A 14,146-nucleotide genomic window follows, 5' to 3' on the forward strand; every position below is an offset into this window, starting at 1 on the left:
TCGTTTAGGAACTCGGCAAATTGGCCCCGTAACTTCGGAAGAAGGGGTGCTCCCGTAGTGTGATCCGGCTTGCCCGGTGAGCATGAAGGAGTTGCAATAAAGAGGCCCAGGCGACTGTTTACTAAAAACACAGGGCTCTGCAAAGTCGAATACGACGTATAGGGTCTGACGCCTGCCCGGTGCCGGAAGGTTAAAGGGAGAGGTTAGCTGCAAGGCGAAGCTTTGAACTGAAGCCCCGGTAAACGGCGGCCGTAACTATAACGGTCCTAAGGTAGCGAAATTCCTTGTCGGGTAAGTTCCGACCTGCACGAATGGCGTAACGATCTGGGCGCTGTCTCAACGAGTGACACTGCGAATTTGTGGTACCGGTGAAGACGCCGGTTGCCCGCGACTAGACGAAAAGACCCCGTGCACCTTTACTACAACTTAGTAGTGAATGTTGACGTGTCATGCGCAGGATAGGTGGGAGACGTTGAACCGAGCCTCTTGGGGTTCGGGGAGTCACCGGTGAGATACCACCCTTGATACTTTGACGTTCTAACCTCGACCCGTTACCCGGGTCAGGGACACTGCTAGGCGGGTAGTTTGACTGGGGCGGTCGCCTCCTAAACTGTAACGGAGGCGCGCGAAGGTTCGCTCAGGCTGTTTGGAAATCAGCCGTAGAGTGCAAAGGCATAAGCGAGCTTGACTGCGAGACATACACGTCGAGCAGGTGGGAAACCAGGCCTTAGTGATCCGGTGGTTCCGCATGGAAGGGCCATCGCTCAACGGATAAAAGGTACGCCGGGGATAACAGGCTGATCTGGGCCAAGAGTTCACATCGACGCCCAGGTTTGGCACCTCGATGTCGGCTCATCGCATCCTGGAGCTGTAGCAGGTTCCAAGGGTCCGGCTGTTCGCCGGTTAAAGCGGTACGTGAGCTGGGTTTAGAACGTCGCGAGACAGTTCGGTCTCTATCTGTCGTGGGCGCAGGAGATTTGAGTGGGGCTGACCTTAGTACGAGAGGACCGGGTTGGACGAACCTCTAGTGTACCAGTTGTCACGCCAGTGGCAGCGCTGGGTAGCTACGTTCGGAAGGGAGAAACGCTGAAAGCATCTAAGCGTGAAACCCTCCACGAGATGAGATCTCCCTGGACGCAAGTCCCTGAAGGCTCCTGGTAGACCACCAGGTGATAGGCCAGGTGTGTAAGGGTGGTGACATCCTCAGCTTACTGGTACTAATCAGCCGTGAGGCTTGACCATAACTTCACCCTCTGTGGTGTAGTCGAGTAAACACTACCGTTTGCAGGATATTCAGTTGTTCCGCCTTCGCCGCCCTCACCGGGCCGCTGCGGCGGACAAGCCCTGGGAACAGATCCCCAGGCACGCTCTTTCACAAGATGCGCGGCTGCACGCCATGCCCCAGGATATGCTTGGGCCCCAGACGTGCGCACTTGAGACGGTTCATGCCGTCCAGGGCTCGGCACCGGGATCCCCGGTGCCGGCCGCCAACAAGTTTCCCGGTGGCCATAGGGGAGGGGTCACACCCGTTCCCATTCCGAACACGGAAGTTAAGCCCTCCACCGCCGATGGTACTGCAGGCGCAGGTCTGTGGGAGAGTAGGTCACTGCCGGGGATATTTACAAAGCCCGACGCGTCGTCTCGATGCGTCGGGCTTTTCTTTTTTGCGCGGCGGCGCGATGTCTGGACGCCACGGCCGCAACCGCGCTCGCTGTCAGAAGATGAACCGCGCAGCCAACTGGAACTGCCTCGGAAACGGATTCTGGGACGTGATCGTGCCGAATCCCGTGCTTGTCGGCGACGTATCCGGATTGTTCAGGTTGGTCGTGTTGAGGGTGTTGTAGGACTCGAGCCGCAACTGCAGCCGCGCCCGCGACCCGAGCTCGATGTTCTTCATGATGCCCAAGTCGAGCACGACGTAACCCGGCCCTCGCACGTCGGCCAGCCGCAGCGGCGTCGAACGAACGTTGGAGACCAGTTGATCGGCCGGCGCTCTCTCGAACGCATCGACGTTGAACCAGCGGGCGATGTCGCGGTCGCTACCAGAGAGTGCGATGTCGGCCTCGGTCATGCCCGGCTTGAGCAGATAGTTGCCAAAGCCCAGCGGCGCCCCGCTCTGCTGCTTGAGCAGGAAGGAAACCTGCCAGCCGCCGAGGACCGTGTCGACGAAGGTGTTCCAATTCCGTCCCCAGTGCCGATCCTGTCCGAACGGCAGTTCGACGATTCCGCTCGCGACGAACATGTGGGTCCTGTCGAAGGCGCCGATGACGCGATGTCGCTCGACGTCGAAGGCGTTGAGGTACTCCGTTTCGGTCATGGTCTTCGACCAGGTGTACCCGGCCTGCAGGGTGATTCCGTTGGCCATCCGCCGCTCCAGACGCGCCTGCACCGACTGGTAGTTCGACGTGCCGTTGGTTTCGAGCGCCGTGACGCTCGTATTATTGGCGCCAGTGGGCGTGAACTGCGGATACGGGCGGAGCAGCTGCATCCGCGCGACAGTCGCGCCATTGATCCCGGTGCCGGGCAGGAGCCCGGCGAACGGGTTGGCGACCTGCTGGGTGAGCAGGTTGTTGGTGGCGTTGTCGCGCACCGGCGACGTCGAGAAGAACTGCCCGGGCACGGCATTCAGCTCGCGGGCGACGGGCAGGTTCTCGGAGTACCCGCCCACGTAGGTCACCTCGCCCACGAAGAGCCAGGGTAGCTCGTGCTGCACACCCAGGGACCACCGATGGGTCCGTGGCGTACGGACTTCACCGACGTACGGGAACGAGACCGCGAGCCCGGCATTCGTCATCGGGCCGAGGGCGCTGCCCACCGGGTCCAACAAGCCGTCGGGAAATGGATTCTCGAGGGTCGCGATGAACGTCTGGCCGTTGTCGAGTGAGGGGACGAGCGACGTGACGCGCGAGTAGCCTGTCTGATTGACGCTGATCCGGTTGGGGCCAAGCGCGTCGTAGTAGAGCCCGTAACCGCCGCGTACGGCAGTGGCCGTGAGCGGCTGCCACGAGAACCCTGCACGCGGCATGAAGTTGTTGCCGTCGGACGGCCACGCGTCGGGCCGACCGCCGGTGTCGGGGTAGAGCACGCCGCCGCGCGCCTGGAACGCCTGCGAAGGCACTTCCGGAATTGGCGAACGTGCATAGGCGGCCTCTGCCGCGGCGCTGATCGGCAACACGGCCACGTCGTCGAACCCGCTGATCATCCGATCACGTGACTCGGTCAGGGGCTGTTCGTACTCGTACCGCAACCCGAGGTTCACCGTGAGGTTGCCGCGCACACGCCAATCGTTGTGTACGTAGAACGAGAGCACTCCATTCCGTTCCGTGTAATCGGTCGCCCGGCTCATCGATCCGCCCGACGGATACCCGAGCATCAAGGACGCGAGATCCTGGCCGCGAGGGGCGCCGGCGGCGTTGTCGATCGGACCGCGAGTCCACTGGTTGCTGAAGTTCAACGTCGGCGAGATGGCCGTGGGGTACCGACTCGCGTGCTCGACGTAATACCGGTATTCCGTCCCGAACTTCAGGTTGTGGCTGCCAAGCAGCCACATGAGGCTGCCGGTGGCGTTGTAGACGTCGGTGGTGAAGAAGCCGTCGCCTGATTCCCAGGTGCCCAGCGGCGTGTAGCCACTGACCGCGACGTTCGGAAACGTCGCCTGCGAGGGCTCGACCAGGCCGACCAGCGTCGGGGAGAACCCGAGACCGGCGACATCGAAGCCCTGGCTCTGGCGCCGCTCGGGAAACAGTTGCCGCGTGTAGCCAGCCCGCAGGTTGGTCAGCAGCGTGTCCCGCCAGGTATACGCGTCGTCGAGGCCGAGGACGCGATTCTTGCGATTCAGCACGATCCCGGTGGCGGCGTTGTCAAACAGGTTGTTCTTCGACTCCTCCCAGAAGTCCCAGCTGTAGCGTCCGTAGATCCGGTGCCGCGACGAGAGGCTGTGATCCACCCGCGTCGTCACCGTGTAGTAGCTCTCGTCGGCAACTGACGTCGGATTGACGTAGTTGTTGCCGCCGTCGGCCGTACCAGCCTGGTTCGGGAGCGGAAAATACTCGAGGATCTGGCGGGCGGTTGGACTGATCCGGCTGGTAGGGATGATGTTGCCAGGGAACGGATCTCGAATGAACCGGCCCGGTTGTGTCGGATGTGGTCGGGTTGTTGCGGGGTCGTAGATCTGGTACTGCGGCCCGAGTGCCAGCAGTTCGGAGAAATCGCCATTGCGCATGCGCTCGGACGGCACCGTCAGCACCGCCGGCGTCGGCACCTCGAACGGGTTGAATTCGACGTTGGCGAAGTAGAACGTGCGGTTGCGGACGATGGGGCCACCCACGGCCGCGCCAAATCGGTTGTCGGTGTAGTCGCGCTTGGGCCGGCCCGCGACTTCGTCGAAGTAATCCTGGGCGTCGAGTCCCGACCCACGGAACCATTCGTACACCTGTCCGGTCAGCCGGTTTGTTCCGCTCTTGGTCACGATGTTGACCGCCGCGCCCATGGCGTTGCCGATCGCGGCGTCGTAGGTCGCGGTCTGGATCTTGAACTCCTCGACTGCCGCCGACGGCGGGCTGTACGCCACGCGATCAGCCGCGACGTTGGCAACGCCGTCGATCGTGAAGTCGTTGCGCTTCTCGCCCGCACCGTCGCTCGAGAACTGCGACAAGCCGTTGTTGAAGGCCGCCTTGCGCGACCGCAGGTTGGTGGTGTTGGCCACGCCCGGCGCGAGGATCACCAGTTCCACGGCGCTGCCCTCGCGAATCGGCAATTCCGAGATTCGCCGCGCGTCGACCACCTGCCCGAGGCTTGCCGACGAACGATCGATGGCCACGGGCGCGGCACTGACGGTGACTTCGTCGGTGACCTGCCCCGCCGGCAGCACGGCGTCGACCGTCAGCACGTCTGCCACGTGAACCTCGATGTCGGGACTCTGGAACCGGCCGAAGCCATCGAGAGTCACGGCGACCCGGTATTGACCCGGAATCAGGAAAGGTACCCGGTAACTGCCTTGCTCGTTCGAGGTCGTGTCGGTCACGACACCCGTGGCGACGTTGGTCACGTCCACCCTCGCCCCAGGCACGACGCCCCCGCTCTGGTCGGTCACGCGCCCCTGGATCGTTCCACGCGCTTCCTGCGCCAGCCCTGGCGATGCCAGGAGTCCCGACAGCAGGCATATCCCTACACACCGCGCTGTTCTCGCCATGGTCGAACCCTCCTGTTGTCAAACCTGGTCATGCCCGCCCGCGTCCGACGCCCTCGGATGGCCGATTCCGTGGCGAGCGGTTGTTGCCGACCTTTGGTATGACGACTTGACCGGAGGCTACACCCGCGCCCGCCTCGGAACCAATGGGCTGGCCTCGCGCGGGTCGTCTTCGCGGGGTACGCTGGCTGCCATGTTCTGGCGCAGCCCTGTGCAAATCGCCACAGCCCTCGTGTGGCTTGCATCCGCGGCGGCGGGGCAACCCTCAACCGACCCCGCGCTCGCACTCGCCCGATCGAGAGATCCCGGCATCGTCACATTGCTGCGCCATGGTCGAGCCCCCGGTGTGGGTGATCCGGCGGGTTTTTCGCTCGGCGACTGTTCGACGCAACGCAACCTGTCCGACGAGGGCCGCGAGGACGCGCGTCGCCTCGGCGAGGCATTGCGTGCGGTCGGTGTACGCGAGGCCGACGTCCGCAGCAGCCAATGGTGCCGGTGCCTCGAAACGGCCAGGCTCATCGCCGTCGGCCCCGTTCGGACGGCGAGCTACCTCAATTCCTTCTTCGCCGGCCAGGGCGACGAGTCGGCGTCGACGCAAGCACTCCGCGCCGCGGTTCTCCAGAAGCTCGACTCGCGGCGGCCGACGTTCTTCGTGACCCACCAGGTCAACATCACGGCACTCACCGGCGTTTTTCCTGCCGAGGGCGAGGCGATCTTCGTGCGTGCCACCGCGGCCGGGACGATCGAAGTCGTCGGACGGGCGCGGCTGCGCTGAGAATGGACACGTGGCCACGACTGATGTCTCGCGCATTGTCCTCATCACCGGCTGCTCGTCCGGCATCGGACAGGCCACCGCCCATCGCCTGGCAGCGGCCGGTTGGCGCGTCTATGCCACGGCGCGGCGGGTAGAGACGCTGCAGCCGCTGAAGGCCGTCGGTTGCCGGACCCTGGCCCTCGACGTTGGCGAGGAGGCCTCGATGCAGGCCGCGATCGAGACGATCACCAACGAGGCGGGTGGGATCGGGGCGCTCGTCAACAACGCTGGCTACAGCCAGTCCGGCCCGATCGAACTGGTCGGTCCCGGCCTCGTCCGACGGCAGTTCGAGACGAACGTGTTCGGACCCCTGCGCCTGACGCAGCTCGTCCTGCCTGGTATGCGGGCGCGGCGCCAGGGCCGGATCGTCAATATCGGATCGATGGGTGGACGCCTGACGTTCCCTGGTGGAGGCGTCTACCACGCCACCAAGTACGCGCTCGAGGCGCTGTCGGACGCGCTGCGCTTCGAAGTCGCTGGCTTCGGTATCCGCGTGGTGCTGGTGCAGCCCGGACTCATCCGCTCGTCCTTCACCACTGCGGCATCGGCCAGCCTCGATGGTCTCGGCGCCGGCAAGCCTGGGCCCTACGGCACCTTTACCGCCGAAGTGGAGCGGATCACGCGGGAGTCGTATGAAAAAGGGCCCATGGCATCGCTTGCCGGCGCACCCGACGCCGTCGCCGCGATCGTCGAGCGGGCCCTGACGGCGAGGGTCCCACGGTCGAGATATCGCGTGACCGCGTCGGCATCCGTCCTGATGTCCCTGCGAGCGCTGTTGCCCGACAGCCTGTGGGACGCGTTCCTCGCTTGCACGTATCCCCGGCCAGGCGAGCGCCGCGACGGCTCCGCGTAGCCCCTGCCCCGTCGGCTGCTCCGCAGGCGCCTGTCGAGATCCAGACCGGGCCGGGCCGTATACTGGCCTGCTGTGTCCCATCGCATTCCGGTCGAATACGACACCGAACGCACGATCCGCACGCGCAACAAGCTCTACTATCGCTGGCTGCACTGGCCGATCTGGATTTTCGTCTTCTTCATCGCTCCTGGTCCGCTGACGTTCGACCTCTTCGAGCGAGGGTTCGACCTGCGCATGGTCCTGTGGCTGGCCGTGGTCATCGTCGCGACGGGCATCCCGTTCCTGCGCGGGCGGCTGCCGGGCTGCGAGCCTGCCCCGTACATCATCCGGTTCACCGAGGATCGGCCCAACCCCATCTACCGCCGCATCTGCTATTCGATCGCCTGGGGGGAAGCCATCACCTTCGCCGTCCTCAACATCGTCGGCCTCCTGGTAGCGATCACGACGGGCACGTGGATGCTGAAGGAGATCTACCGGCACGCCTACTTCCCGATGGCCGGTCTCATCTGGGCGATCGGGTTGTCGGGGCACATGCCTCGCGTCAAGCGCTCGACGTCGGGCGAGGGGCACGAACGACGCTATTTCTACGGCACGGTCTGGGCGGTCGCTGTCGCGCAACCGGTCCTCTGGTTCCTCTACCTGACGATGCCGAAGGGGCCGTTACCGGATACCTTCAAGCTGCTCGCGTTCCTGGCAGTCTTGGCGGCGATGGGCTGGCGCGCCTACAAGGGCAAGTTGCCACGTACACGTCCGATCGTCCCCGGTGAACTTGCGACGTTGGACTAGTCATAGGAACACAGGAACACAGGGAGTGTGATGACCCACGACGGACCGTTGACAATCCTGTGCGTGGCCACCTACGAGAAGGGCGCCGAATTCCTGCGCGAGTGCAAGCGCCAGGGCTGCACCGTCCTGCTCCTGACCACCGAGGCGCTGCGCGACATCCCGAGCTGGCCGCGCGAGGCGATCGACGAGATCTTTGCCATCCCGGCGATTATCGGCCGCGAGGATCTGCTCAAGGGCGTCAGCCACGTCGCCCGCAGCCGCCGCATCGACCGCATCGTGCCGCTCGACGACTTCGACGTCGAGACAGCCGCACTCCTGCGTGAGCACCTGCGCCTCCCCGGCATGGGTGAGACGACGGCGCGCTACTTCAGGGACAAGCTGGCCATGCGCGTGCGGGCTCACGAACATGGCGTGCTGGTGCCGTCCTTCGTCGGCCTCTTCAATGACGACGACGTGAATGCCTATCTCGATCGCGTCGACGGGCCGTGGCTGGTGAAGCCGCGGTCGCAGGCCGCCGCGATTGGCATCCGCAAGGCCACGACGCGAGACGACGTGTGGCAGCACATCCACGATCTGGGCGACATGCGAGCCTTCTCGCTGCTCGAGCAGTTCGTTCCCGGCGACATCTTCCATGTCGACTCGATCGTCTGGAACCGCCAGGTGGTTTTCAGCGCCATCCATCGCTATGGCTCGCCCCCATGGACGGTGGCACACCAGGGCGGTGTCTTCACCACCAGTACCGTGCTGCGCGAGTCCGAGGACGCGCAGGTGCTCGATGCGCTGAACCGGCGCTTGCTCGACACGCTCGGCCTGGTGCGCGGGGTCACCCACACCGAGTTCATACGCGCCCATGAGGACGGCCGTTGTTATTTCCTCGAAACGGCCTCGCGTGTCGGCGGCGCGTTCATCGTCGACGTCATCGTTGCGTCGACCGGTCTCAACCTCTGGCACGAGTGGGCGAAGGTGGAGGTGGCGGGCGAGCATGGCCAGTACGAAGTACCGCCGCATCGCGAAGACTACGCCGGCCTCGTCCTGTCACTCGCACGACAGGAGCGCCCGGATACCTCCGCCTACGACGCCCCCGAAATCGCGCAGCGCATCGACATGCCGTATCACGCCGGCCTCATCGTCCGGTCCGACCGTGCGTCGCGCGTGCAGGAACTGCTCGAGTCCTACGCCGGTCGCTTCGTCGAGGACTTCTACACCTCCGCCCCGGCGCCTGATTGCGCCAGTCATTAGTCATTAGTCATTAGTCATGACGCATGACCAATGACGCATGGCCGATCACGACCACTAACCTTGATGACCAATGATTGATGACGAATGACGAATGACGAATGACGAATGACGAATGACCAATGACCAATGACCAATGACGCATGACCAATGACCAATGACCTTACGGCGCTCCGCACGAATTCCCCGGGTCGGTCATCACGCCGCCGGCGATGACTGGCGCGGTCCAGTTGCCTCGGCACTCGCGCCAGGTGAGGGCCTTGACCGTCTGCAAGCCGTTGCCGCTGTAGTTGATCGTGGGGTTGCCGTTAATCTCCATCGCACCGTTGTTATTGAGTCGGATCGGGTTGTGGCCCTCGAAGGGGGTGTCGGCCTCGTTGAGGGCGATGACCTGTCCGTTCAGCGTCGGGTTGCCCTTGATGTCCAACTGGTGTCGGGCGTAGAACAGGCCCTCGTACGCGGCGTCGAAGTCCGCGCCGAGGTCGAGGTCGTAGCCGGCGATCATCAGGATCGGCCCGATGAACGGGACCGTGGCATGCGGAACGACCCCCGGATTTCCGTTGGCTGTAATCGAACCCATCGACAGCAGTGACAACGCCGCGGTGGTGCCAGCGGCGGCGCCGCCAGGGCCGCCGGTGTTGGCCGTCACCTCCGCGTTGCCGACAATGAAGTATGTGCCGGGCGCGGTCTCGCCCATGGTGATCCAGTCCCTGTGCGGGTTGGGCTGATGACTCCACCCGGTTGGGATAGTGCCGAGCGCCACAAGGGTTGAGGCGATACCGCTGCCGGCTGGGCCTCCCGGAAGGCCGTTGTAAGCGCAACCAGCATTTATCGTGCAGTACACGACGCCATCAGGTGCGACGACGTTCTTGCCGATCAGCGTTTTCACGGCCACGCCCGCGGCCTGCGCCTGTCGTGCCACGGTGTACGGATCCAACTTGGGGATGTTGATGCGGGGCGAGAACGGACGCGCATCGACGTCGGCGGCCGTGCAGCCCGTGCCGCCCTGGACGTTGCCGCTTTCGGTCGTGCCATCGACGCTGGCGTAGTACACGTGCGTGCAGGGGTTTCCCGACAGTTCGAGCGTGCCGTTGGCATGAATCGACCCAGCTGGACCAGTCACCGTGGGGTTACCTTTGACTTCGAGGTTACCCTCCACCACTACGGCCGGCATGGCGGTGGCGCCAAGCGTGAGTTCGACCGCGGCGCGTGATCCGCGCGGGCCGAAGCCGACGCTGCGCATGTAGATCACCTTGTCCACGTCGGTGTTGGGATCGTTGTCGGTGTTGGGCGCCGGCGCAACCTGCTCGCGCGAGTGGTTGTCGCACAGTTCCACGTAGTAACGGCCCTGCCCGAACGCGCGTCCCGTCGCGGGAATGAAGTTGGCGGCGGCCGTCGGGTACCCCGCGGGCAAAGGGATGTTGATGGGCGTACCGGAGAGCTCGTCGTAATTGCAGCCGGTCGCGTTGCCGCGCTGCAGGAAGACGTTGAGGCTCTGCCAGTCCTGCCACAGCACCAGTTGCTTGCCATGTTCGATGCCTGCGTCAGCGATCGCGAGCGCTTCGGTCGTCTCGCTCTCGGCGACTGCCTGCGCGACCGTCGACATGGCGACGCTGGTCAAGCCGAGGCCGAGCACCGTCACCATTGCCAGCGATAGCAGCGTGAAGACCATCGAGACGCCGCGCTCGCTGCGGGCTGCCACCACGATTCTGGGCATGTTCACTTGATCCTCCTCAAGCTGATCGCACTCGTACTTGTCACCGAGGGGAGCCCACGTCCTGCCGTCGTCACGATGGTCACGCGTACGCCGCCGATCAGGTCGGGCCGTGCGACTGGGTTGGTCAGCGGCCCGCCGTTCTGGTTCGTATAGGCGAAGTTGAGTGATTGGACCTGGTCACCGAACGAGACGAGGCCCGGATCCGAAGGCTCTTTCTTCCACAGCGTGCCGCCACCGACGACGAAGTACACGTCCTCGTACGGGTCGTTCAGATCGCCGTCGCGCGGGTTCCAGTCGGCACGGACCCGTACCGAATCGAAGACCCCGTTGGGCTCCGGGTCGGGGACGATCGACTGGCAATACACCGCGGTCGCGCTGATGCAGGACGACTGCCGGAGCAGGCGCGTCAGCAGGTCGATGGCCGCCGCGCCGCTGTTGCGCCCGTCGAGCGCAGCTCGCTGCTGCGTGAACATCGTGCTCGACTTGGTCATGACCGTAGTGGTGACGCTCAGCACGACGAGCATCACGGCGCTGCTCACGAGCAGCTCCACCATCGTCATGCCGCGCTCGGACGACAGTGTCATCGCCACAACAGGCTCCTCACATCGGAACGCCGGGCGCCGGCCACGAGTGGCTCGGCCCGGACGGAAATGTCCAGCGTGCCGGCGGGCCCGGCCTGGACCAGCCAGCGCACCCGCACCTGGCCGGCCGGGGGCACGTTCACCAGGCCGTTGTAGTTGGCCACGTTGGCGGTGAGGGAACCGGCGGCGGCGCCGCCACCTCCGAGCTGCACGCGCGCGTCGGTCCGCGGCAGCATCCGCAGCACTTCGAGTTGCTGCATCGCGGCCATACCGGCGCGGCCGCCGTCGCGCGAATTGCGCTGCATGCTCGCACCGGCGGCGAGCAGTCCGGCGACGGCGAGTAGGCCACTGCCGGCGATGCCGACGGAGATGACCGATTCGACGAGTCCGAAGCCGCGCTCGTCGTGCGCCGGCACGCGCAATCGATGTGCGGGTCGAATCAGGAAGGAGCGGATGCGTGCGAGCGTCATGGCAAGATCCTTAGGTTTCGGTGGTCCGGCCGGTCCCGAGCACGGACACGGTGCGAATGACGGTCGTGTTCGCGAGCCGCAGTTGAATCGTCATCGGCAAGGCCGCGGGGCGGCCGAGGGTGTCGAAGGTGAAAGAGGTCACGGCTCCGACGTTGTTGAATTGCACGCCGGCCGGCAGGTAATAGCGCTTGCGCTCGGCCTCTGCGTTGGCCACGCTGTCCCACGCGAACACCGAGATGCGACCATCGGCGGGGTCGACCTCGATGCGTGCCGACGTGCTCGTGCGGAAGGCCTCGCGTCGGGCCTCCGAGAGGGCGCTCCCCACATCCGCCGCCCCGGCCCGCAGGCGCTGGTTGGCCATGGCGCCGCGCAGGACCGGGGTGCCGAGCGCCATCAGCGTGGCCCCGACAGCCACGACCATGAGCAATTCGATGATGGAGAAGCCCCGCCGGGATCGGTGTGATGCGATCATGTCAGTGACTGCCATGGCAAGACTCGTACCCTGGTTCGTGGGCGCGTTTCGCGCCACCTTGCGCGGCAACCCCGCCGGGCAGCGGCTCCCGCCGCCATACTGAATTCGACATCTCCAGCCAGATCTGTAATCACCATGTCGCGTGACATCGACGCCCTGACCTCCTACACCCTCAAACACCTGCGCGACCGCTGGTGGACGGCGAGGTGGACGCATTGGGTCGGCAGTCACCTGCGGTGCGACCCGGGCGAGCGGCTGGTGCACGTGGGCTGCGGCAATGGCGAAATCGACGTCGCCCTGGCCCTGGCGACGCCAGGCCTGTCGGTGGTGTCGCTCGACGTTCAGCGGCATCGCGCGCGACACACCCGCGAACTGGCCGGAGAGGTGAACGTGTCCCTGCACGCCGTTGCGGGCGACCTGTGCGCCCTTCCCCTGGCCCCCGGGACGGCCGACGCGGTGCTGTGCGTCGGCGTCCTGCAGCACCTGGCCGATCCGCTCGCGGCCACGCACGCCCTCGCGGATCTCGTGCGTCCCGGCGGCCGGATCCTCGTCGTCGAGCCCGATCACGAAGCCCGGTATTGGTTCAGTGGCGCCGACGCCGGCGAGCGGGCCTTCGCGGCCGCCCGTGACACCCTGGGCGGCTGGCAACGCGAGTCCGCCCCCGACGCGCCCGCCCGGCTCGGGGTGCACGTGGTGTCGTGGCTCCGCGACGCGGGTCTCGAGCCCCTGTCCGTGGAAGCGGTACCAGTATCGGAGTCACGCCTGGGGGCGCCGCCTCCCGGGGTGTGGGAGGCCCGCGAGCGGCTCCTGATCGCAGCGGCTGACGCACCGGGACGGGCAGCCGCCGGCGCCGCGCTGCTCGAGGCCGTCGCCGCCTACCGCGACGAAGCCGACCTCCAGGGGCCGGCGTTTGTCGAGGTGCAGCACGCCCTGCTCATCGCCACATTGGCGCAAAGACCCCAATAGAGGATCCAGATAATGCTGGAATGTCGAGTGCAGGCGGGACCGGCACATGCTCTCGACATTGCAGCATTTGCTCTCGACATTCCGGCATTCCGGCATTCCGGCATTAATCTGTTCTCCCTTATGCCCGCCGGCCACGAAGGCTGGGGCGCCTACGCGCCCTTCTACGACTGGGAGAACGCCCGCACGATGGGCCGCCGCGACCTCGGGTTCTGGCGGCAGCTCGCCAGGCGCACCGGTGGCCGGGTGCTCGAACTCGGAAGCGGCACGGGACGCCTGACCGTTCCGCTCCACCGCCATGGAATCCCGGTAGTTGGCGTGGACCGGACGTCGGAGATGCTCCAGCACGTGGCGCCGCGGGCTCGCCGTGCCAGAACCACCCGCCCTCCTCTCGCTCGCGGCGATGTCACGAGCCTGCCCTTCGCGGACGGCAGCTTCCGCCTGGTGATGGCGCCGTACGGCATGCTCCAGTCACTGCTGAGCGACGTGCTCCTCGCCCGGGCGATTCGGGAGGCCTGGCGGGTGCTGGAGCCCGGCGGCCTGTTCGGGCTCGACCTCGTGCCTGACGTCCCCAAGTGGCGCGAGTACACCCGCAAGCTCGTCTTCTTCAGCCCCGAGGGTCCCAGGGGGCGGCCTATCTCGCTCCGCGAGACAGTGCGCCAGGACCGGGACAAGCGGCTCACGACGTTCGAGCAGGAGTACATCGAGGGACGGGGAGCGTCCAAGCAGGTCACGCCCTTCACGATCCGCTTCCGCACCCTGCCGCTTCCCGCGATCGCCGGCCGCGTCGCGCGGGCCGGCTTCGACGTCGAGGCCGTCCTCGGCGACTATCGCGGGGCCGCCTGGGACCGCCGGGCCGATGTCTGGCTGTTGCTCGCGCGCAAGCCGCGCTGACCGTTCGCTCTTAGGCCGGGTCCCGGGGGCCGGGTCCCGGGTACCGGGAGAGGCGACGCTGATCGTCGGACAGAGTCCGACGGCAACACCCGGCGTGGGACGAGCATAGCGGCCGGACTGTGTCCGGACGTGTACCCGGTACCCGGTACCCGTACCCCGATACCCGATACCC

Annotated in this window: 11 protein-coding genes and 2 rRNA genes (1 of these 13 only partly in view); 8 read left to right on the forward strand and 5 right to left on the reverse strand. The window is 65.6% G+C overall.

Annotated features, from left to right (window positions below):
• Positions 1–1,242 (forward strand): 23S ribosomal RNA (locus LuPra_RS02765) (it extends 1,751 nt beyond the left edge of the window).
• Between the two features lie 256 nt (positions 1,243–1,498).
• Positions 1,499–1,615: ribosomal RNA gene (rrf, locus tag LuPra_RS02770) — 5S ribosomal RNA — on the forward strand.
• 99 nt (positions 1,616–1,714) lie between these two features.
• Here the strand turns inward: rrf and LuPra_RS02775 are convergent.
• Positions 1,715–5,191 carry a carboxypeptidase-like regulatory domain-containing protein gene (locus LuPra_RS02775; RefSeq protein WP_110169343.1) on the reverse strand — a complete coding sequence of 1,159 codons (3,477 nt, stop codon included), beginning with the start codon at positions 5,189–5,191 and terminating at the stop codon, positions 1,715–1,717.
• Positions 5,192–5,381: 190 nt separating this feature from the next.
• On the opposite strand from LuPra_RS02775, the gene LuPra_RS02780 reads away from it, so the two are divergent.
• The 4 genes from LuPra_RS02780 (at position 5,382) to LuPra_RS02795 (ending at position 8,880) form a co-directional block, all read left to right on the forward strand.
• Positions 5,382–5,963, forward strand: a complete 582-nt coding sequence (locus tag LuPra_RS02780) for a histidine phosphatase family protein (protein ID WP_157898659.1) — start codon at positions 5,382–5,384, stop codon at positions 5,961–5,963.
• A gap of 10 nt (positions 5,964–5,973) precedes the next feature.
• The gene (locus LuPra_RS02785) at positions 5,974–6,855 is read left to right on the forward strand and encodes an SDR family NAD(P)-dependent oxidoreductase (RefSeq protein WP_110169345.1); all 882 of its coding nucleotides are present in this window, start codon (positions 5,974–5,976) and stop codon (positions 6,853–6,855) included.
• 72 nt (positions 6,856–6,927) lie between these two features.
• Positions 6,928–7,641, forward strand: a complete 714-nt coding sequence (locus tag LuPra_RS02790; RefSeq protein WP_110169346.1) for a hypothetical protein — start codon at positions 6,928–6,930, stop codon at positions 7,639–7,641.
• Between the two features lie 30 nt (positions 7,642–7,671).
• A complete protein-coding gene (locus LuPra_RS02795; protein ID WP_110169347.1) occupies positions 7,672–8,880 on the forward strand; it encodes an ATP-grasp domain-containing protein in 1,209 nt (402 codons plus the stop codon).
• Between the two features lie 160 nt (positions 8,881–9,040).
• On the opposite strand, the gene LuPra_RS02800 is transcribed toward LuPra_RS02795, so the two are convergent.
• The 4 genes from LuPra_RS02800 to LuPra_RS31530 are packed head-to-tail and all read right to left on the reverse strand — an operon-like array spanning position 9,041 to position 12,132.
• Complete coding sequence (locus LuPra_RS02800) at positions 9,041–10,594, reverse strand: hypothetical protein (protein WP_110169348.1); 1,554 nt, start codon at positions 10,592–10,594, stop codon at positions 9,041–9,043.
• A gap of 2 nt (positions 10,595–10,596) precedes the next feature.
• The gene (locus LuPra_RS02805; RefSeq protein WP_157898660.1) at positions 10,597–11,178 is read right to left on the reverse strand and encodes a PilW family protein; all 582 of its coding nucleotides are present in this window, start codon (positions 11,176–11,178) and stop codon (positions 10,597–10,599) included.
• Complete coding sequence (locus LuPra_RS02810; RefSeq protein WP_110169350.1) at positions 11,175–11,645, reverse strand: hypothetical protein; 471 nt, start codon at positions 11,643–11,645, stop codon at positions 11,175–11,177. The genes LuPra_RS02805 and LuPra_RS02810 overlap by 4 nt, the downstream gene beginning before the upstream one ends.
• 10 nt (positions 11,646–11,655) lie before the next feature.
• Entirely contained in the window at positions 11,656–12,132 is a 477-nt protein-coding gene (locus LuPra_RS31530) for a pilus assembly FimT family protein (protein WP_157898661.1), read from the reverse strand.
• 120 nt (positions 12,133–12,252) lie between these two features.
• Here LuPra_RS31530 and LuPra_RS02820 point away from each other — a divergent pair, with 120 nt between their 5' ends.
• Entirely contained in the window at positions 12,253–13,083 is an 831-nt protein-coding gene (locus LuPra_RS02820) for a class I SAM-dependent methyltransferase (protein ID WP_110174498.1), read from the forward strand.
• A 120-nt stretch (positions 13,084–13,203) separates the two neighbouring features.
• Positions 13,204–13,974, forward strand: coding sequence for a class I SAM-dependent methyltransferase (locus LuPra_RS02825; RefSeq protein WP_157898662.1), 771 nt, complete (start codon positions 13,204–13,206; stop codon positions 13,972–13,974).
• Positions 13,975–14,146 lie beyond the last annotated feature (172 nt).

It is taken from the genome of Luteitalea pratensis (assembly GCF_001618865.1).
GTDB classification, from domain to species: domain Bacteria; phylum Acidobacteriota; class Vicinamibacteria; order Vicinamibacterales; family Vicinamibacteraceae; genus Luteitalea; species Luteitalea pratensis.